We start from the raw sequence: 19,296 nt of genomic DNA, 5'->3' as shown, positions 1-19,296 counted from the left end.
CCGAGCCGCCGCGCTGGGCGATCTCGGCGGCGCTGGCAGCGAGCTGGTTGGCCTGGCGCGCCGCATCGGCGCTCTGGCGCACCGTGCTGGTGAGCTGCTCCATGCTCGCTGCGGTCTGCTGCAGGTTGCTGGCCGTCTGCTCCGTGCGCGCCGACAGGTCCTGGTTGCCGGTGGCGATTTCCTGGCTCGCGGTGCCGATGTTGTCGGCCGCGCCGCGCAGCTGGCGCATCATGGTCAGGAAGTTCTGGCGCATGCGCTCGACCTCGCGCACGAGGTTGCCCACCTCGTCACGGCGTTCGCTCTGGAAAGCCTGCGTGAGGTCGCCCTGGGCCACGGTGGTCACGGCAGTGGTGAGCTCCTTCAGGGGCGCGCTCACGTTGCGGCGGATCAGCACGAACAGGCCGATGCCCAGCAGCACAGTGGTTGCTGCAAGCAGGGCCCAGAACGTGTACATGGTTTGCCAGTAGCTCGCCATGGCCTCGTCGTCCGAGACCTCGGCCAGCACCCACCAGCCCCCGGCCTTGGCGGTTCGCTTGACGGTCCAGGGGTTGCTGATCTGCGCGTTGAACAGCGGCGCGGCTTCGCGCACGAACACGTCGTCGCTGGCGCGCAGCGCGGTGAGCATGGCGTCGGCCTGTGGATTGACGTCGAGCACCTTCTTGCCCGCCATCGCCGGGGGCGAGATGAACACCGCGTCGGCGTTGGCCTGGCGCGGGTCGACGACCACGGTGCCGCCGCTGGCGAAGAAGGTCGACTGGGCAACGAGCTTGTCCAGCGCGGCCTGGAAGTCGGCCACGTCGAAACCGATGAACAGAATGCCCACGATCTGGCCGCTGGCGTCCTTGATCGGGTCGTAATGCGTCATGTAGGCCTTGCCGAACAGCACGGCACGGCCGGTGTAGGTCTTGCCCGCGAGCATGAGCGGGTAAGCCGCATGGCTGCGCGCGAGCGTGGTGCCCACCGCGCGTTCGCCGTCTTCCTTCTTGAGCGAGGTGGCGATGCGCTCGAAGTCATCGCCCTTGCGCATGAAGATGGTGGCCACACCACCGTTGCTCTTGTGAAAGGTATCAACCTCGCTGTAATCGCCATTGAGCAACATGCCCCAGCTCTTGAGCATGTTGTTGGCGGTATCGAGCTCGAAGGTCTCGGCGAATTTCTGGCGGAACGGCCGGTAGGCGCGATCGGTCATCATGCGCGCCGTGGCGTCGAAGGCATCCACCGAGTCGGCCAGCGAAGCGGCCTTCACACCGGCGACGTCGGCCATGCGCTCACGCGAGCCTTTTTCGGCCATCACGGCCATGCCGGCACTGATGACGGCCAGCGTCACGGCCAGCAGGGCCACCGCCTGAAGGGAAAGGCGTCGCGCGATCGATGCGCTGCCGTTGTTGTTCTGAAGCTTGAGCATCTCGCGGGTCTCCTGCCGCTGGTTCAACGGGATCGGCTTATTGCAGCGCCTGGGCGCTTTCCATCAGGCCCATGTCGGCACCCGACATCAGGGCTTCGATGTCCATCAGGATCAACATGCGCTCGCCGACGCTGGCGATGCCGGTGATGAAGGAGGTGTCCACCGTGGTGTTCATCTCGGGCGCCGGCTTGATGAGATCGCCCGCGAGCTCGAGCACGTCGGACACCGAGTCGACCACCGCGCCGACCACGCGGCCGCGCACGTTGAGCACGATCACCACCGTGAAGCCGTTGTATTCCACCTTCTCGCAGCCAAGCTTGATGCGCAGGTCCACCACGGGGACGATGACGCCGCGCAGGTTGACCACGCCCTTGATGAAGCTGGGCGCGTTGGCGATGCGGGTCGGCTCTTCGTAAGAGCGGATTTCCTGCACGCGCAGGATGTCGATGCCGTATTCCTCGGCGCCCAGGCGGAAGGTCAGGAATTCGGCGCTGCCTTGCTGGGCGGCGGCGGCGCGCGCGCCTTCCTGGCGGGCGATGTGGGTGGCTTCGTTGCGCATGTCCATGGTCTCGATCCTCGAAATGGGGGGGTGTCCCGGAACTATCGGCCGCCAGCGCGCGCACTGAAGTCCGGAAAAGACCGGCATTCCTGCCGTTGAACCGTGTCGAACGGTGTTCAGGCCTCGGGGTTGAGTACCAAAGCACGCACAACGGCGTCGCCCGGGTGTCCGCGCCGTGGGCGCCGCTCTGATAGCGTGTGGTCATGGATGCGTACCTGAGCCCGACCCCTGCCATCGACAGCGAACACCCGGCGGTGCGCGATTTCGCGCGCGCGCACGACCCGGGTGGCAGCGTGCGCGAGCGCGCGGTCGCGCTGAACCTGGCGGTGCGCGACGGCGTGCGCTACGACCCCTACCGCATCGACCTCTCGCTGCCCGGCATGCGCGCCAGCACCGCGCTGCTGCAAGGCCACGGCTGGTGCGTGCCCAAGGCCGTGCTGCTGGCCGCGGTGGCGCGCGCCGCCGGTATTGCGGCGCGGCTGGGCTTTGCCGACGTGAGGAACCACATGACGACCGAGAAGCTGCGCCAGAGCATGGGCAGCGACCTGTTCGTGTGGCATGGCTACACCGAACTCTGGATCGACGGCGCCTGGCGCAAGGCAACGCCGGCGTTCAACCTCTCACTGTGCGAGAAGTTCGGGCTGCTGCCGCTCGATTTCGATGGCGTGCACGACTCGCTCTACCACCCCTACGACCGGGCCGGCCAGCGCCACATGGAGTATGTGAACGAGCGCGGCAGCTTTGCCGACCTGCCGCTGGAGGCGATCACGCAGACCTTTGCCCAGGTCTACCCCGGGCTCGGACGCACGGTGCTCGACGGCGACTTCGGTGCCGACGGCGCACGCGAAGCGGCCGCCGGCTGAGCAGGCCCGTCAGTTCGAGAAGCGGAACACCGCGGTGCTGGCCAGCAGGTTCGGCAGGAAGCGCACCTCGCGGCCTTCGTGCAGACCGAAGCTGTCCTCGATGGTGAGGCCGTTGCGCCGCGCCAGCACCTCGAAATCGGCGTGCGTGCCGACGCGGATGTTGGGCGTGTCGTACCACTGGTAGGGCAACCGCTTGGTCACCGGCATGCGGCCTTGCAGCACCGCAAGCCGGTTGGGCCAGTGGGCGAAGTTGGGGAAGGCCACGATGCCGATGCGGCCCACGCGCGCGGTCTCGCGCAACATGGTCTCGGCATTGCGCAAGTGCTGCAGGGTGTCGATCTGCAGCACCACATCGAAGGCGTCGTCACCGAACATGGTCAGGCCGTCTTCGAGGTTGAGCTGCAGCACATTGACACCGCGGCGCAGGCAGCCCTGCACCTCGGCGTCGTCGATCTCCACGCCATAGCCGGTGCAGCCGCGCGTGGCCTGCAGGTGAGCCAGCAGCGCACCATCGCCGCAACCGAGATCGAGCACGCGCGAGCCCGGTGGCACCAGCCGCGCAATCGATTCGAGCACGTCGCGCTCGCTCATTTGGCGCCTCCTGCAACGGTGTGTTCGAAGTAGCTGCGCACCGCCGCGTGGTAGCGGGGATCGTCCAGCAGGAAGGCGTCGTGCCCGTGCGGGGCGTCGATCTCGCAGTAGCTCACGGCGCGCCGGTTTTCCAGCAATGCCTTGACGATCTCGCGGCTGCGCGCGGGCGAGAAGCGCCAGTCGGTCGAGAAGCTCACGAGCAGGAACTTCGCCTTCGCGCGCGCCAGCGCAGCGCTCAGATTGCCGTCGAACTCGCGCGCCGGGTCGAAGTAATCGAGCGCGCGCGTGATCAGCAGGTAGGTGTTGGCGTCGAAGTACTCGCTGAACTTGTCGCCCTGGTAGCGCAGGTAGCTCTCGATCTGGAACTCGACGTCCTGGGTGGTGTAGCGGTAGGCCAGTTCGGCCACCGCGGCCGGGTCCTCACCGTCGACCGGGCGCAGCGCACGGCCGAACTTCTCGTTCATCACGTCGTCGCTGAGGTAGGTGATGTGGCCGATCATGCGGGCAATGCGCAGGCCGCGCCGGGGCAGGGTGCCGTGGCGCAGGTAGTGGCCATCGTGAAAGTCGGGGTCGGTCACGATGGCGCGGCGCGCCACCTCGTTGAAGGCGATGTTCTCGGCCGTGAGGTTGGGCGCGCTGGCCACCACCACGGCGTGGCGCACACGCTCGGGGTACTGAAGCGTCCAGCTCAGGGTTTGCATGCCGCCGAGGCTGCCGCCCATCACCGCAGCCAGGGTGTCGATGCCCATGGCGTCGAGCAGCCGGGCCTGGGCCTCGACCCAGTCCTCCACCGTCACCACCGGAAAGTCCGCCCCCCAGGCCTGGCCGGTGGCCGGGTTGGTGTGCGTGGGGCCGCTGGAGCCGAAGCACGAACCCAGGTTGTTGACGCCGATGACGAAGAAGCGGGTGGTGTCCACCGGCTTGCCGGGGCCGATCATGTTGTGCCACCAGCCCTCGCTGCGGGCCAGCGGCTGGCCGTGGGCGTCGGCGTGGAAGCCGGCCACGTGGTGCGAGGCGTTGAGCGCGTGGCACACCAGCACCGCGTTGGATTTGTCGGCGTTGAGGGTGCCGTAGGTCTCGACCACCAGCTCGTAGGCCGGCAGCACAGCGCCGCTGCGCAGGGCCAGCGGGCGGTCAAAGCGGTGGGTGACGGGGGTGACGATCAAGCTCGAACCCTGCCAAAGCAGGCCAACAAAAAGGAAACCCGGCACCGCCACAAGGCAGAACCGGGCTTTTCCGGGCTCCCCTTTAGCGGCATTTGTAAAGCGCCCGCAATCCGGACAAATCGGCGCTGGGCGGCAGTATAAGCCCGAGCGCTTGTTGTATGGGCGCATCGCCGCCGGGCGCGGGTGAACCCTAGCCCTCTTTTCTTACCGCCTTTTCGACAAACGGCGCATAATTCAACGGCTGCCGTGTATTCGGTGGCATGTCAAGTGATCGGTTGGTTTCGCGCGCTGCATTGTTGTGCCGGACGACGGGGCTCCATCGCTTCTTTCCAGTGTTTTGAGGAGTCCCTTTTCATGGGCAACAAGCTTTACGTCGGCAATCTGCCTTACACGGTGCGCGACGAAGATCTCAACCAGGCTTTCTCGGCTTTCGGTTCGGTCAACAGTGCCAAGGTCATGATGGAGCGCGAAACCGGTCGCTCCAAAGGCTTTGGTTTCGTCGAAATGGGCAGCGATGCCGAGGCCCAGTCGGCCATCCAGGGCATGAACGGCCAGTCGCTCGGCGGCCGCAGCCTCGTGGTCAACGAAGCGCGCCCGATGGAGCCGCGCCCGCCCCGCTCCGGCGGCGGTGGTTTCGGTGGTGGCCGTCGTGAAGGCGGCTACGGCGGTGGTGGCCAGGACGGCGGCTTCCGCAGCCCCTACGGCAACGGCGGTCGTCGCGATGGCGGCGGCGGCGGTGGTCGCGGCGGCTACTGAGCCCGCCCGGACCCCCTGAGATTCCCGAGCCCCGTGGCGCAAGCCCCGGGGCTTTTTCGTGGGCGCTCACTCACCGGGCCAACGGCACCCGATGCCGCTCACGCGCGGCCTTCGCCCTGACGGTGCTTGCGCGGGCGACCGGCAAGCACGCGGTCGAACAGCGCGTTGGGCAGCAGACGCAGCAACCGGGCCACCACCCCCATCTGCCAGGGGATGACGCGGTAGCTGGTGCGCGCCTCGATGGCGGCGAAGGCCTGGTCGGCGAACGCTTCGGGCGACATGAGGAAGGGCATGCGGTAGCGGTTCTCGCGCGTGAGCGGCGTGTCCACATACCCCGGCAGCAGGGTGACCACCGCCACGCCGCTGGCGCGCAGCTCGCCGCGCAGGCTTTCGCAGTAGCTCACCACCGCTGCCTTGCTGGCGCAGTAGGCGCCGTGGCCCGGCAGGCCACGGATGGCCGCCACACTGGCGATGCCCACCAGGGCGCCGCGACCGCGGGCTCGCATGGCGTTCACGAACGGGTGGAAGCTGGCGGCCATGCCGGTGTTGTTGGTGGCGAAGGTGCGCGCCATCACGAACAGATCGTCGTGTTCGGCCGTGTCCATGCCGACACTGATGCCGGCGTTGGCGATCACCACTTCGGGCACGCCCTGCTGCGCCAGGCAGGCCTGGCCCGCGGCCACGATCTCACCGATCTCGGCCACGTCGGCGCGGTAGACGCGGCAGCGGGTTTCGTCGAAACCCTGGGCACGGGCCCAGGCCTGCAGTTCCTCGCTGCGCCGCGCCACCAGCGCCAGGCGGTATCCGGCGCGCGCAAACCGCGCGGCCAGTGCCTGGCCGATGCCGCTGGACGCGCCGGTGATGAATGCCAGGGGGGCGTCGTGCAGGGTCGGCTCGTTCATGGGGCGGTGCGGGGTTGGAGCTGCACGCGCACGTTGCCGGCAAAGGTGGCCACGCGGGCATCGCCGTCATAGGTCATGCGTTCTGCGGTGATGCGGTCGCCGTCGCGCAGCAGCTCGACCGGCTGGTCGGAGCTGAAGCGTTCGACGGGCTCGAGCTCGACCAGCAGGTACTCGCCGCGAAATTCCAGCCGCGGCAGGGGCTGGCCCTGGTCGTCGCGCCCACCTTCGCGCACCACGACGGCTTCGCCTTCGAGCACGAAGCGCGTGTTGTCGCTGTTGGTGGTCACGCGCCGCGCGGTGGCCGTGGTGACGGCGCGGTTCTCGCCCAGGTTGCGCAGCCGCGCGTTGTCGATCTCGACCCGGTCGTCGTCGGGGTGGTGACGCGCCTCGTCACCCAGCACCTCGGCCCGCAGGTTGCCATTGGCATCGAAGGAACGCACCGAAAAGCCGCGCATGTAGTAATCGGGCTCACCGCTGACGGGTTTGTCGACCACCGGCTCGGGCGCACGTGGCGTGGCGCGCAGCAGCCAGTAGGAACCAAGTGCGAGCACGCCCATGAGCATCACGGGCAGGTAGATCGAGAGCCGGTCCCACCAGGGCGTGCGCCGCCGGCGCGCAGGCGTCGCCGGGACGTGACGGTCCAACCCGGGGATGAGATCGAAGTCGTCCTCGGCGTCCACCGTCGGCCCGCCTCAGGCGGTCTTGTCGAGTTCGGCCGCATAGGCGCCGTGCGCCATGAGCAGCAGGTCGCAGAACTCACGCGCCGCGCCCTCGCCGGCGGCGCGGACGGTGATGTGGTGGGCGATGGCGCGCACCTCGTCGTGCGCGCCCGGGGGGGCGCAGGCGATGGCGGCGTTGCGCATCACAGGCAGATCGGGCCAGTCGTCGCCCATGGCGGCGGCCTGCGCCCAGTCCAGCCCGAGCGATTGCAGGATGGCCTGTGCAGCAGGTGCCTTGTCCTCGGTGCCCAGGCGCAGCTGGGTGATGCCCAGGGCCTCCAGTCGCTGGCGCAGCGGCTTGCCGTCGCGCCCGCTGATGACGGCGGGCACGATGCCGTGGCGCTGCAGAAGCTTCAAGCCGTGGCCATCGAGCGTGTGGAAGCGCTTGAGGGTTTCGCCGGCCTCGCTGAAGTACAGGCCGCCGTCGGTCAGGACGCCGTCGACATCGAAGAAGGCCACGCGCACAGGCTGCGCGCGCAGCAGCAGTTCGGGGGCAAAGCGCAGCACGGGGGCAGGCATCTCAGATCACCTTCGCGCGCATGAGGTCGTTACTGTTCAGGGCGCCGGTCAGGCGGCCTTCGGCGTCCACCACCAGCACGCTGGTGATGCGTTGCGCTTCCATGAGGTCGGCGGCCTCGACGGCCAGCGCGTCGCTGCGCACCGTGCGTGGGTCGGGGTGCATCACATCGCGTGCGCGCAGGTTGCGCAGGTCGGCGCCGCTGCCGGCGCGCTCGATGAGACGACGCAGATCGCCGTCGGTGAAGATGCCGATGGCGCGCCCCGCGTCGACCACCGCACTCATGCCCAGGCCCTTGGCGCTGATCTCGCGCATCAGGTCCATCAGGCTGGCGTCGGGCGCCACTTGCGGCACATCCGCACCGCTGCGCATGACGTCGCCCACATGGGTGAGCAGCTTGCGCCCGAGCGCGCCGCCCGGGTGCGAGCGGGCAAAGTCGTCGGCCTTGAAGCCGCGCGCGTCAAGCAGCGCCACGGCGAGCGCATCGCCGAGCGCCAGCTGCGCCGTGGTGCTGGCGGTGGGCGCAAGGTTGTGGGGGCAGGCCTCCTTGGCGACCGAGGTGTCGAGCGCCACCTCGGCGTGCCGGCCCAGGGTGGAGTCGGTGCGCCCGGTGAGCGCCACCAGCGGCACACCCATGCGCTTGATGAGGGGCAGGATGGCACTGAGCTCCTCGCTCTCGCCCGAGTTGCTGAGCGCCAGCACGGCGTCGGCCTCGGTGATCATGCCCAGGTCACCGTGGCTGGCCTCGGCCGGGTGCACGAACATGGCCGGGGTGCCGGTGGAAGCCAGCGTGGCGGCCAGCTTGCGGCCAACGTGGCCGCTCTTGCCCATGCCCATGACGACCACGCGGCCGCGGCAGGCCAGCAGCAGGCGCACGGCATCGGCGAAGCGCGCGTCCACACGTTGCGCCAGTGCCGCCACGGCATCGGCCTCGATCTGCAGCGATTCGATGGCGAGTTGCTGCACGCGGGCGGGGTCGAACGGCGGGGCGACAGACATGCCGGGATTATCGCTGCCACCCTGGTGGCAGCGCGCCCGTGAGACCGTGCGGGCCCGCTTACCATGCGGACATGACCTCACTCGATCTGGCCTTGCTGTACCTGCTGGCCGCGGTGCTGGCTGCGGTGGCCTGCCGCACGCTCAAGCTGCCGCCCATGCTGGGTTACCTCGCCGTGGGCGTGTTGATCGGTCCGAACGCGCTGGCCCTGGCCCAGAACTCCAGCGGTCTGCGCTACCTGGCCGAGTTCGGCGTGGTGTTCCTGATGTTCGTGATCGGGCTGGAGTTCAGCCTGCCCAAATTGCGCGCCATGAAGCAGCACGTGTTCGGGCTGGGCGCGTCGCAGGTGGTGCTGACGGTGCTGATCACGACACTGGCCTCCCTTGCGCTGGCCATGTTGCTGCCCCACTGGTGGAACCTGAGCTGGCAGGCCGCGTTCGCGCTCGGGGGCGTGATGGCCATGAGCAGCACCGCCATCGTGGTGAAGCTGCTGGCCGAACGGCTGGAACTGGAGTCCGAACACGGCAAGCGCGTGCTCGGTGTGCTGCTGTTCCAGGACCTGGCCGTGGTGCCGATGCTGGTGTTGATCCCCGCGCTGTCGGCGCCGCCCGAACAACTTGCGATGTCGCTCGGACTGGCTTTGCTCAAGGCGGTGGTGCTGCTGGGCCTGTTGCTCACCGGCGGCCAGCGGCTCATGCGCTGGTGGCTCACGCTGGTGGCGCGGCGCAAGAGCGAAGAGCTCTTCATGCTCAACCTGCTGCTGATCACGCTCGGCCTGGCGTGGCTGACGGAGCACGCCGGGCTGTCGCTCGCGCTGGGCGCCTTCGTTGCCGGCATGCTGATCGCCGAGACCGAATACAAGCACCAGGTGGAGACCGACATCCGGCCGTTCCACGACGTGCTTCTGGGCCTGTTCTTCATCACCATCGGCATGCTGCTGGACTGGCGCCTGGTGCTGGAGCGCTGGCCCCTGGTGTTGCTCATGCTCGCGGCATCGCTGGGTTTCAAGCTGGCGCTGATCACCGGGCTCACCCGTGCCTTCGGTGCGCCCATGGGCACGGCCCTGCGCACCGGGCTGTACCTCACGCAGGCTGGCGAGTTCGGCCTGGTGCTGCTCACGCTGGCCGGCCAGCACAACCTCGTGCCGCCGGCGTTGTTCAACCCCATCCTGGCGAGCATGGTGATCTCCATGCTGCTCACGCCGTTCATCATCCTGTACAGCAACCGCATCGTCACCCGGCTGGTGGGCAGCGACTGGCTGATGCAGTCGGTGCAGATGACGGCGATCGCGCGCAAGGCCATCAACGCCGACAAGCACGTGATCATCTGCGGCTATGGCCGCTGCGGGCAGAACCTGGCGCGGCTGCTGGAGGCCGAGGGCATTCCCTACATGGCGCTCGACCTCGACCCCGATCGCGTGCGGCAGGCTGCGGCCGCCGGCCATTCGGTGGTGTTCGGCGACGCCGCGCGGCTGCAGGCGCTGATGGCAGCCGGCTTGCACCGCGCCAGCGCATTGGTCGTCACCTACCTGGACACGCCCAGCGCACTCAAGGTGCTGCACCACGCGCAAACGAACGCGCCGCAGGTGCCGGTGGTGGTGCGCACGGTGGACGACGTGGACATCGAGCGCCTGCGCGCCGGCGGCGCCACCGAGGTGGTGCCCGAGGCCATCGAGGCCAGCCTGATGCTGGCCAGCCACGCGCTGGCCCTGGTGGGAGTTCCCATGCGGCGCGTGATCCGTGTCGTGCAGGAGCAGCGGGAAGCCCGCTACGAACTGCTGCGCGGCTACTTCCATGGCGCCGACGACGACACCGCCGACGAGTTGCAGCACGAGCGGCTCAACAGCGTGACGCTGCCCAGCGCCGGTCGCTGGGTCGGCAAGCCGCTGGAAAGCCTGGCACTGCCGGCCATGGGCGTGCGCGTGGTGAGCCTGCGCCGTGCCAACGGGCGCGCTGCCGCTGCCGAGGACAACGCCGTGCTGGCCGGCGGCGACACCCTGGTGCTCTGCGGGCAGGCACCGGCGCTGGCGCTGGCCGAAGACAAGCTCCTCGGCGGCTGACCGGCCACGGCCAATCCCGAGAGGGGTCGTGGGAATTGTGACCACGTGGTCGCATTGGAGACGTATCCGTACGTATGCTCACGCTCCCCAGCCACCCCACTTGGAGACACCGCCCATGGACCGCCGACACGTCCTCGGCGCCGGCATTGCCGGCGCCAGCATGCTCACCTTCTCCTCCGTGCTCTCGCAAAGCGCCCCCAACCCGGGCGCGCCCACGCTGCCCGAGCCTGGTTTTCGCAAGATGACGCTCGGCAGCATCGAGGTCTACGCCATCAACGACGGCGCGCTGCGCCGCCCGCTGGGTGACGAGTTCGTGCGCAACGCCCCGCTGGAGCAGGTCAAGGCCCTGCTGGCGGCCCAGAACCTGCCCACCGATTACGTGGACATCCCGTTCACGCCCTACCTCATCGTCTCGGGTGGCACCAAGTTCCTGATCGACACCGGCTTTGCCGACAACGGCCCGCCGACCACCGGCAAGCTGCGCGCCAACATGGCCGCCGCCGGCCACAAGCCGGAAGAAATCAACCACGTCATCCTGAGCCACTTCCACGGCGATCACATCAACGGCCTCATCAACAAGGCCGGTGAGCTGGTGTTCCCCAACGCCACCGTGCACGTGCCCGCGCCCGAATTCGCCTTCTGGATGGACGATGCCAAGATGAACGCGGCACCGCCGGCCGCGCAGGGCGCGTTCCAGAACGCGCGCCGCGTGCTGGGCAAGATCCCCACGAACAAACTCGTGCGCTTCGAAGCCGGTGCTGAAGTGGCGCCCGGCATCCAGTCGGTGGCGGCCCACGGCCACACCCCGGGCATGTGCGTCTTCACGGTGCGTTCGCAGGGTCAGTCGTTCATGTACACGGCCGACGTGACCAACGTGCCCTCGCTGTTCGCGCGCAGCCCCGACTGGGCGGTGACCTTCGACATGGACCCCGAGATGGCCCGCCAGACGCGCCGTCGCATCTTCGACCAGCTGGTCAAGGACAAGATGGCCATGGGCGGCTTCCACTTCCCGTTCCCCGCGCTGGGCACGCTGGAAGCGTCGGGCGGCGGCTACCAGTTCAAGGCCATGGCCTGATCCCGGGCGGCGGTGTCCCCATAATCGGGGCATGGACACCGCCGCCTATCTCCGTTCGCACATCCGCACCGTGCCCGACTGGCCGGCACCGGGCGTGCAATTCCGCGACATCACGCCCCTGCTGCAGGACCCGAAGGTGTTTCGTTCGCTCATCGACACCTTCGTGCACCGCTACATGGACCCGGCAATGCGCCCCAGCGTCGTCGCCGGGCTGGACGCGCGCGGCTTCATCATCGGTTCGGTGCTGGCTTACGAGCTCGGCGTCGGTTTCGTGCCCATCCGCAAGAAGGGCAAACTTCCCTTCCACACGGTGGAGGAAACCTACGAGCTCGAATACGGCAGCGCCACGGTGGAACTGCACACCGACGCGGTGAAGCCCGGCGACCGCGTGGTCCTGATCGATGACCTGATCGCCACCGGCGGCACCATGATGGCCGGGCGGCGCCTGCTGGAGAAGCTGGGCGCCACGGTGATGGAGGGCGCGGCCATCGTCGACTTGCCCGAGCTTGGCGGCTCGGCCAAGCTGCGCGAGAGCGGCCTGGCGCTGTTCACACTGGTGGATTTCGCCGGGCACTGAACCGGCGGCCTGCGGCACAACGCCGCCTGCACGGCATCAAAGCTTGCCGTGCTGCGTGTCGCTCAGTGCGGCGAAATCACTCACCGCTTCGGGCATCGGCAACTGCGGCTCGCGCGGGTGGCGATACGCCGTGCTGGGCGGCGCGGCCAGGGCCTCGCGGAAGGCGCGCACCTCGTCATCGCTCACCTGCTCGGCCGGGCCGCCTGTGCCCGACGCCGGCGGGCGCGGAATGCTGGTGTCGGCGTTCTCGCGCCGCGTCTGGGCCACCATGGCGGCACGCAATGCCTGCCCCACCTGCTCGGGCGAGGGCTTGCGGCGCCAGTAGATCGCGCGTACGTCCATGGTGTGGCGCGCCTTGGCGCTTTGCTGGATCCAGCGCTCGATCTCGAGCAGAAACTCATCGGGCAGCGACTGCGCCGGCAGGGCGAGGTCGACCAGCACGATGAAGCTGTCGCCATTGCTGTCGAGGTTGAGCACCTTGAAGGAGTAGCTCGTGGAGAGCACACCGCCGCGAATCAGCGATTCCCGAACCACACCGAACAACTGCTCGCGGCGCAGCAGCCGCCGGCCGCGCCGCGGCGACATGAGCGGCATGGTGGTGGTGCGAAAGGCGTTGCGCGCGCGGGCCAGTGCACCCTTGCCTTTGCCGTTGGCGGTTTTCCTGGCTTGCAGCCAACTCATGAAGGACATGGTCAGGGTGGGCACGTGGTGGCTGGTGGTTCTCGGGCTGGGGCTGCGTGCGGTCGTGGCGGCGGGGCGCCCGCTCAGGTCACCGCCACGCGCTTGGGCTTGTTGTACATGCGTCGCGCCAGCACCGCGGACATCGCGATCGTGAGCTCCAGCGCAATCTGCGGGTGGCGCACGCCGAGCTCGCGAAATCGCAGGGGCGTCATGCACCACAGCCGGCAGTCGCTGCCGGCGTTGACGGTGGCGCTGCGCGGCAGGTGGCTGAAGAACGCGCCTTCGCCAAGCACCGAGCCCGCACCCACCACGGCGATGCGCACGCGTTCCTTGGAGTCCTCGTAGTGCACGGTGAGCGTGCCGGACTCGACGAAATACACGGTGCGGTCCTTCACGCCCTGCTCCATCAGCACCTGACCCTGCTGCATCGCCACCGGCTGCATGTAGTTGGCCAGCGTGACCCAGTGGGCCTCGCTGAGGTTCAGGGGCACGGCATCCAGCGCGCTGCTGTGGCGCATGGCCTGCGCCAGGTGCTGGATATCGAACCGTGCGGACGTGGTCGCGGGGTTCATGCAGCGGAGTTGACCGCAGCCGCCGTCGCCGCGCAACCCGGAGTTAACCGCTGTTTACAGTTCAGTTCCCAGCGGCAGGCCAGCGCCCCTGGGCGGCATGCCCGGCCTCACTTGCCGATGCAAAAACGCGAAAAGATGACGCCCAGCAGGTCGTCCGCGGTGAATTCGCCGGTGATCTCGCCCAGCGCGTGTTGCGCCAGCCGCAATTCCTCGGCCAGCAGGTCGAGCTGATCGGCCGCCTGCGTCAGCAGCTCCTGCGCCTGCTGCAGGTGTTCCCCGACGCGCGCCAGCGCACGCAGGTGGCGCTCGCGCGCCATGAACAAGCCCTCGCCACCGCTTTGCCAGCCGGCCAGTTGCAGCAGGCGCGTGCGCAGCACATCGAGCCCGGTGCCGTGCTTCGCCGACAACGCGATGTCGTCGTCGCCTGCGGGCGCACCGCCGGCCTGATCGACCTTGTTCCACACGTGCAGCACCGGCACGCCTTCGGGCAGCCCGCGCAGGATGTTGGCATCGCCATGCCGGTAGCGAGGCTCGCCCCAGCGCGTGAGGTCGTGCAGGAACAGCACCGCGTCGGCACCGCGGATGCGCTGCCACGCGCGCTCGATGCCGATGCGCTCGACCTCGTCCACCTCGGGGCTGTCGCGCAGGCCCGCGGTGTCGGTCACGTGCAGCGGCACGCCTTCGATCTGGATCGTCTGCTGCACCACGTCTCGCGTGGTACCCGCGATCGGCGTCACGATGGCGAGTTCGGCACCCGCCAGCGCGTTGAGCAGCGAGCTCTTGCCGGCGTTGGGCTGGCCCGCGATGACCACCTGCAGGCCGTCGCGCAACAAGGCGCCCTGGCGCGCCTCGGCCTGCAAGGTGGACAGCGCCTCGCGCAGCCGCTGCAACTGGCCGCTCGCGTCGGCCTTCTGCAGAAAGTCGATCTCTTCTTCGGGAAAGTCGAGCGTGGCCTCGACCAGCATGCGCAGGTGGATGAGCGCATCGCGCAGGGCGTGCACGCGCTGCGAGAACGCGCCCGCCAGCGAGCGCGCGGCGCTTCGCGCGGCGGCCTCGGTGCTGGCGTCGATCAGGTCGGCCACGGCCTCGGCCTGCGCCAGGTCGAGCTTGTCGTTGAGGAAGGCGCGCTCGGTGAACTCGCCCGCGCGCGCCAGCCGCAGCCCGGGCAGCATGCCTTGCGAGACCTCCAGGCAACGCGCCAGCAGCAACTGCAGCACCACCGGCCCGCCGTGCCCCTGCAACTCCAGCACGTCTTCGCCGGTGTACGAATGCGGCGCGGGAAACCAGAGCGACAACCCGTGGTCGATCGGCTGCCCATCCGCCCCGCGCCATGGCCCGTAAGTGGCCTCGCGCGGCTTCAGATCGCGCCCGATCAACGCCCGCACGAACGGCGCCAGCCCCTTGCCCGACACCCGCACGATGCCCACCGCGCCCCGGCCGGGGGCCGTGGCAATGGCAACGATGGGATCAACGTGATGCGGGAGCATGAAGAAGCGTTCGCGCGCCAACCCCCCGAACCCCAGAGACACCCAGGAACTGGCTTAGCCAGGCCTGCGGTGTCGTCCCCCCTTGCCGGGGGGAAGCCGCGCAGCGGCGCAGGGGGGTCACTTGAACTTCGGCATGTTGAACTTGAGCGGCACACCCATGCGGTGGTTGATGTGCGCCTGCTGCGCGATGGTGAGCACGTTGTTCGTGATCCAGTAGAGCACCAGGCCCGACGGGAAAAAGAAGAACATGACCGAGAACACCAGCGGCATCATCCACATCAGCTTGGCCTGCAGCGGGTCGGGCGGCAGCGGGTTGAGCGCGGTCTGGATCATGGTGGTGACGGCCATCACCAGCGGCAGGATGTAGAACGGGTCGGGCGAGGACAGGTCGGTGATCCAGCCCAGCCAGGGCGCGTTGCGCATCTCCACGCTGGACAGCAGCACCCAGTACAGCGCGATGAACACCGGAATCTGGACCAGGATCGGGAAGCAGCCCCCTAGAGGGTTGACCTTCTCTTCCCGGTAGATCTTCATCATCTCCTGCTGCATGAGCTGCGGGTTGTCCTTCAGGCGCTCGCGCATTTCCATGATGCGCGGGTTGATCGCCTTCATCTTGGCCATGCTGCGGTAGGCGCTGGCATTGAGCCAGTAGAACGCGGCCTTGATCAGCACCACCAGCAGCACGATGGCCCAGCCCCAGTTGGCCACGTAGCCGTGGATCTTCTCGAGGAGCCAGTACAGCGGCTTGGCCAGGATGGTGAGCCAGCCGTAGTCCTTGACCAGTTCGAGGCCGGGCGCCAGGCGCTCGAGCAGCTTTTCGTCCTGCGGGCCCACGAACAGGCGAGCCTGCGCGGTGTGCGACTGGCCGGGCGCGATCTCGGGCAGGGTGCTGATGGTGCCCACCGAGTACAGGTTGTCGGCCACCTTGCGCACGAAGTTCTCGCGCGCCTGGCCGTCCTCGCCGAGCCAGGCGGTGGCGAAGTAGTGCTGCACCATGGCGACGTAGCCGTCGCTGGTGTTGCGCACGAAGCTGCCCTTGTTGGACGCGATGTCGCCGAAGTCGACCTTCTGGAACTTCTGCTCGCTGGTGTAGATGGCCGGGCCGGTGAAGGTGGAGTAGAAGGGCGTCTCGCTCTCGACGGTACTGCCGTCGCGCACGATCTGGCGGTACAGCTGCGGCTGCACCGGCGCCGCGCCGCGGTTGATCACCTCATGCGACACCGCGATGTCGTAAGCCCCACGGCGCAGCGTGTAGGTGGTGGCCAGCTGCACGCCGCCCACCTCGCCCGATTCGAAGCGCACCTGCAGCGACTCCTGGCCGTCCGCCAGCGCTGCCGGGTTGCCGATGAGCGTCATGGGCGTCTTGTGGGTGGGAAAGCTGCCCCCGATGAGGCCCGTCTGCGCCACGTAGGTGCGGCCGTTCTCCTGCGTGAGCAGGGTGAAGGGCGCGGCTTCGGTCGCGGTCTTGCCACCGGTGGCCTGCGCGTGCTTGAGCAGTCTTGCGCCAACCAGTGCACCACCCTCGCTCTGGAAGGTCAGCTCCATCACGTCGGTGCGCACCACATGGCGCGTATTGGCAGCGCTGGGTGCGGCGCTGTCAGCACCAGGCACGTCGCCCGACGCGGCCGGTGCGGCCTGGGCCGATGCCTGCGGCACGCTGCCGGTGCCCGCGGCACCCGTGGCGCTGGCTGGGCCCGTCTGCGCCGGGGCTGTGGCCGCCGGGGGCGCCGAGGGGAAGAAGGTGGCGGGTTTGCCGTTGTGGATCTGCCACTTGTCCCAGATCAGGACCATGGAAAAACCGAACACCACCCACAGGATGGAGCGACGGATGTCATTCATGAGGCGTTCTTCTTCTCGGAAGTGCGGGGGACGAGGCGGGTGAACAGGCCGGCCGGCGCGGTGGGCACCGGGTCATGGCCGCCCTGGCACCAGGGGTGGCAGCGCGCAAGCCGCTGCAGCGTGAGGCGCCCACCGGTGAGTGCCCCGTGGCGTTGCAGCGCTTCGAGCGCGTAGGCCGAACAGGTGGGCTCGAAGCGGCAGCCGCTGCCCAGCCAGGGGCTCAGCAACAGGCGATAGCCCTTCACGAGGGCGATCAGGATGCGCTGGGGCCACTCACGCCACATGGCCGGTGGCGGCGTGCGCGCCGCGCGCGAGGGCCCGGGCCCAGAGCTGCTGGAGTTCTTCGCGGACCGCGTGCGTGAGCGCGGCCGAGCTCGCGCTCACGAAGTGGCTGCGGTCAAAACCGCTGCGCAGACGGACCACGTGCGCGGCCACCGGCAGGGCCACGGCGGCGGGCGCCGTGGCGTAGATCTGGCGGCGGATGGCGTTGCGCGTGACGGCGCGACGCGCCCAGCGTTTGGGCACGAGCACACCCAGCCAGGGGCCGGGTTCGGGAAACAGCGGGCTGCTGCCCTCGGCAGCGGGGCCGGGGGCAAGGCGGTGCAGGGCGAAGTGGGGCGTCTTGGCCACAGGGGCGTTGGCCAGCACGGCCTGGAACTGCTGCCGGGACCGCAGACGTGGGATCACCGGCGCGCGGCGGCCAGCGAACTCAGACCGACAGGCGCTTGCGACCCTTGGCGCGGCGGGCATTGATGACCGCGCGGCCACCGCGCGTCTTCATGCGCACGAGAAAGCCATGGGTGCGGGCGCGGCGGATCTTGGAGGGTTGATAAGTGCGTTTCATGGTGGACCTGTCCGGAATCGGGGAAACCCGCAATTATCGCCAGAAACACGCCCGGCCGGCAAGCTGCATTGCGGGCAACCCCGAGACCACCCCAGGCGGGCCCGCGCCCGGACCGCACGAAGGACGAACGGTGGTCGACGCGCTTGTGGATAACTTCGCGCCGTGCCTACAATGCGCGCCCTGGGCGACAGCCCTTGTCCACAACGATAAACAGCTCCCGCTTGCGTTTCATGTCCGAGGGAATCACCCCGTCCGCCGCGCTGCGCGACGATCACGCCGAGCGTTCGCTCTGGTCGGCGTGCATCGATCGACTGGCGCAGGAAATCCCCGAGCAGCAGTTCAACACCTGGATCCGCCCCTTGACCGCCAGCGTCACGGCCGACGGCTCCCGGGTGGTGCTGGCCGTGGCCAACCGCTTCAAGCTCGACTGGATCCGCGCCCAGTATGCGGCGCGCATCGGCGCGGTGCTGGAGGCCATACAGGGTCGTCCCGTTGCACTGGAGTTGGCGCTTGCTCCGCGCGAAGCTCCCGTTCGAACTACGCCCGCCAACCGCCCGGTGTTCGATCCCGTGACCGATCAGGCGCTGGGCGAGCTGCCCGAGGTGGCGCACGCCGAGCCCGCGGGCACGGCCGTGCCCAAGACGCGCCTGAACCCCGCGCTCACCTTCGCCAGCCTGGTGGAAGGTTCGGCCAACCGGATGGCGCGCGCCGCCGCCATGCACGTGGCCGGGAGCCTGGGCCAGCTCTACAACCCGCTGTTCATCTACGGCGGGGTGGGCCTGGGCAAGACCCACCTGGTGCACGCGATCGGCAACCACCTGCTGGCCGAGCGCCCTGGCTCGCGAGTTCTCTACATCCACGCCGAGCAGTTCGTCTCGGATGTGGTCAAGTCCTACCAGCGCAAGACCTTCGACGAGTTCAAGGCGCGCTACCACTCGCTCGATCTGCTGCTGATCGACGACGTCCAGTTCTTCGCCGGCAAGGAAAAGACCCAGGAAGAGTTCTTCAACGCCTTCGAGGCGCTGCTGGCCAAGAAGAGCCACATCGTGCTCACCAGCGACACCTACCCCAAGGGCCTGGCGGATATCTCCGACCGGCTGGTCTCGCGCTTCGGCTCCGGCCTGACGGTGGCGATCGAGCCGCCCGAGCTGGAGATGCGCGTGGCCATCCTGATCAACAAGGCCGCGGCCGAGGGCGCCGTGATGCCCGAGGAGGTGGCCTTCTTCGTCGCCAAGAACGTGCGCTCCAACGTGCGCGAGCTCGAGGGCGCACTGCGCAAGATCCTCGCCTACAGCCGCTTCAACCTCAAGGACATCTCGATCCAGCTCGCGCGCGAGGCGCTGAAAGACCTGCTGTCGATCCAGAACCGGCAGATCGGGGTGGAGAACATCCAGAAGACGGTGGCCGATTTCTACAAGATCAAGGTCGCCGACATGTATTCGAAGAAGCGGCCGGCCAGCATCGCGCGGCCGCGGCAGATCGCCATGTTTCTGGCCAAGGAGCTCACCCAGAAAAGCCTGCCCGAGATCGGCGAGCTGTTCGGCGGGCGCGACCACACCACGGTGCTGCACGCGGTGCGCAAGATTGCCGGTGAGCGCCAGCAGAACACCGAACTCAACCAGCAACTGCACGTGCTGGAGCAAACCCTGAAGGGCTGAGGCCGGCGTGGGCCCCGAAACCAGCGGAA

General features: G+C 68.4%; 21 protein-coding genes and 1 riboswitch. Of the genes, 6 read left to right on the top strand and 15 right to left on the bottom strand.

Annotated elements, in window-relative coordinates:
- Positions 1-1,405, bottom strand: a 1,405-nt coding sequence (locus M3149_RS23065) for a Cache 3/Cache 2 fusion domain-containing protein (RefSeq protein WP_285887258.1), incomplete at its 3' end; no start/stop codon positions are given.
- A 37-nt stretch (positions 1,406-1,442) separates the two neighbouring features.
- Positions 1,443-1,970, bottom strand: coding sequence for a chemotaxis protein CheW (locus M3149_RS17920; protein ID WP_251710854.1), 528 nt, complete (start codon positions 1,968-1,970; stop codon positions 1,443-1,445).
- Positions 1,971-2,167: 197 nt separating this feature from the next.
- Between M3149_RS17920 and M3149_RS17915 the strand changes: the two genes are divergently transcribed.
- Complete coding sequence (locus M3149_RS17915) at positions 2,168-2,827, top strand: transglutaminase family protein (RefSeq protein ID WP_251710853.1); 660 nt, start codon at positions 2,168-2,170, stop codon at positions 2,825-2,827.
- 9 nt (positions 2,828-2,836) lie between these two features.
- Here the strand turns inward: M3149_RS17915 and metW are convergent, their stop codons facing one another.
- Together metW and metX are read right to left on the bottom strand one after the other, a co-directional pair.
- Entirely contained in the window at positions 2,837-3,418 is a 582-nt protein-coding gene (metW, locus tag M3149_RS17910; RefSeq protein WP_251710852.1) for a methionine biosynthesis protein MetW, read from the bottom strand.
- A complete protein-coding gene (gene metX / locus M3149_RS17905) occupies positions 3,415-4,584 on the bottom strand; it encodes a homoserine O-succinyltransferase MetX (RefSeq protein WP_251710851.1) in 1,170 nt (389 codons plus the stop codon). The genes metW and metX overlap by 4 nt, the downstream gene beginning before the upstream one ends.
- Positions 4,585-4,645: 61 nt before the next feature.
- A riboswitch (SAM riboswitch) is annotated at positions 4,646-4,720 on the bottom strand.
- A gap of 218 nt (positions 4,721-4,938) precedes the next feature.
- On the opposite strand from metX, the gene M3149_RS17900 reads away from it, so the two are divergent.
- Positions 4,939-5,340: an RNA recognition motif domain-containing protein gene (locus M3149_RS17900; protein ID WP_251710850.1), complete on the top strand. Its 402-nt coding sequence runs from the start codon at positions 4,939-4,941 to the stop codon at positions 5,338-5,340.
- A gap of 98 nt (positions 5,341-5,438) precedes the next feature.
- Here M3149_RS17900 and M3149_RS17895 read toward each other — a convergent pair whose 3' ends face one another.
- From M3149_RS17895 to M3149_RS17880, 4 genes are read right to left on the bottom strand one after another with little or no spacing between them, the layout of a single operon-like run.
- The gene (locus M3149_RS17895) at positions 5,439-6,242 is read right to left on the bottom strand and encodes an SDR family oxidoreductase (protein WP_251710849.1); all 804 of its coding nucleotides are present in this window, start codon (positions 6,240-6,242) and stop codon (positions 5,439-5,441) included.
- Positions 6,239-6,922, bottom strand: coding sequence for an LPS export ABC transporter periplasmic protein LptC (lptC, locus tag M3149_RS17890; RefSeq protein ID WP_251710848.1), 684 nt, complete (start codon positions 6,920-6,922; stop codon positions 6,239-6,241). The genes M3149_RS17895 and lptC overlap by 4 nt, the downstream gene beginning before the upstream one ends.
- Before the next feature lie 12 nt (positions 6,923-6,934).
- Positions 6,935-7,480 (bottom strand): KdsC family phosphatase, encoded by a 546-nt coding sequence (locus M3149_RS17885; protein ID WP_251710847.1) that lies wholly within the window; start codon positions 7,478-7,480, stop codon positions 6,935-6,937.
- A gap of 1 nt (position 7,481) precedes the next feature.
- A complete protein-coding gene (locus M3149_RS17880; protein ID WP_251710846.1) occupies positions 7,482-8,477 on the bottom strand; it encodes a KpsF/GutQ family sugar-phosphate isomerase in 996 nt (331 codons plus the stop codon).
- 71 nt (positions 8,478-8,548) lie between these two features.
- On the opposite strand from M3149_RS17880, the gene M3149_RS17875 reads away from it, so the two are divergent.
- From M3149_RS17875 to M3149_RS17865, 3 genes are all read left to right on the top strand, one after another.
- Positions 8,549-10,534 (top strand): monovalent cation:proton antiporter family protein, encoded by a 1,986-nt coding sequence (locus M3149_RS17875; protein ID WP_251710845.1) that lies wholly within the window; start codon positions 8,549-8,551, stop codon positions 10,532-10,534.
- Between the two features lie 115 nt (positions 10,535-10,649).
- Positions 10,650-11,609, top strand: a complete 960-nt coding sequence (locus M3149_RS17870) for an MBL fold metallo-hydrolase (protein WP_251710844.1) — start codon at positions 10,650-10,652, stop codon at positions 11,607-11,609.
- A 31-nt stretch (positions 11,610-11,640) separates the two neighbouring features.
- Entirely contained in the window at positions 11,641-12,186 is a 546-nt protein-coding gene (locus M3149_RS17865; RefSeq protein ID WP_251710843.1) for an adenine phosphoribosyltransferase, read from the top strand.
- Positions 12,187-12,222: 36 nt separating this feature from the next.
- Here the strand turns inward: M3149_RS17865 and M3149_RS17860 are convergent, their stop codons facing one another.
- The 7 genes from M3149_RS17860 to rpmH form a co-directional block, all read right to left on the bottom strand.
- The gene (locus M3149_RS17860) at positions 12,223-12,876 is read right to left on the bottom strand and encodes a hypothetical protein (RefSeq protein WP_251710842.1); all 654 of its coding nucleotides are present in this window, start codon (positions 12,874-12,876) and stop codon (positions 12,223-12,225) included.
- Between the two features lie 74 nt (positions 12,877-12,950).
- Positions 12,951-13,439, bottom strand: a complete 489-nt coding sequence (locus M3149_RS17855) for a Crp/Fnr family transcriptional regulator (protein ID WP_251710841.1) — start codon at positions 13,437-13,439, stop codon at positions 12,951-12,953.
- A gap of 107 nt (positions 13,440-13,546) precedes the next feature.
- Positions 13,547-14,926 carry a tRNA uridine-5-carboxymethylaminomethyl(34) synthesis GTPase MnmE gene (mnmE, locus tag M3149_RS17850; RefSeq protein WP_251710840.1) on the bottom strand — a complete coding sequence of 460 codons (1,380 nt, stop codon included), beginning with the start codon at positions 14,924-14,926 and terminating at the stop codon, positions 13,547-13,549.
- A gap of 117 nt (positions 14,927-15,043) precedes the next feature.
- Positions 15,044-16,765 carry a membrane protein insertase YidC gene (yidC, locus tag M3149_RS17845; protein ID WP_251710839.1) on the bottom strand — a complete coding sequence of 574 codons (1,722 nt, stop codon included), beginning with the start codon at positions 16,763-16,765 and terminating at the stop codon, positions 15,044-15,046.
- Positions 16,762-17,049, bottom strand: coding sequence for a membrane protein insertion efficiency factor YidD (yidD, locus tag M3149_RS17840; RefSeq protein ID WP_251710838.1), 288 nt, complete (start codon positions 17,047-17,049; stop codon positions 16,762-16,764). The genes yidC and yidD overlap by 4 nt, the downstream gene beginning before the upstream one ends.
- Positions 17,039-17,449, bottom strand: a complete 411-nt coding sequence (locus tag M3149_RS17835) for a ribonuclease P protein component (RefSeq protein ID WP_251710855.1) — start codon at positions 17,447-17,449, stop codon at positions 17,039-17,041. The genes yidD and M3149_RS17835 overlap by 11 nt, the downstream gene beginning before the upstream one ends.
- Before the next feature lie 25 nt (positions 17,450-17,474).
- Positions 17,475-17,609 carry a 50S ribosomal protein L34 gene (gene rpmH / locus M3149_RS17830; RefSeq protein ID WP_070399696.1) on the bottom strand — a complete coding sequence of 45 codons (135 nt, stop codon included), beginning with the start codon at positions 17,607-17,609 and terminating at the stop codon, positions 17,475-17,477.
- Between the two features lie 230 nt (positions 17,610-17,839).
- Here rpmH and dnaA point away from each other — a divergent pair, with 230 nt between their 5' ends.
- Entirely contained in the window at positions 17,840-19,267 is a 1,428-nt protein-coding gene (gene dnaA / locus M3149_RS17825) for a chromosomal replication initiator protein DnaA (protein ID WP_251710837.1), read from the top strand.
- Positions 19,268-19,296 lie beyond the last annotated feature (29 nt).

Source organism: Hydrogenophaga intermedia (assembly GCF_023715105.1).
In the GTDB taxonomy this organism is placed as follows: domain Bacteria; phylum Pseudomonadota; class Gammaproteobacteria; order Burkholderiales; family Burkholderiaceae_C; genus Hydrogenophaga; species Hydrogenophaga intermedia_A.
This window is presented reverse-complemented; position numbering and strand designations above follow the sequence as displayed.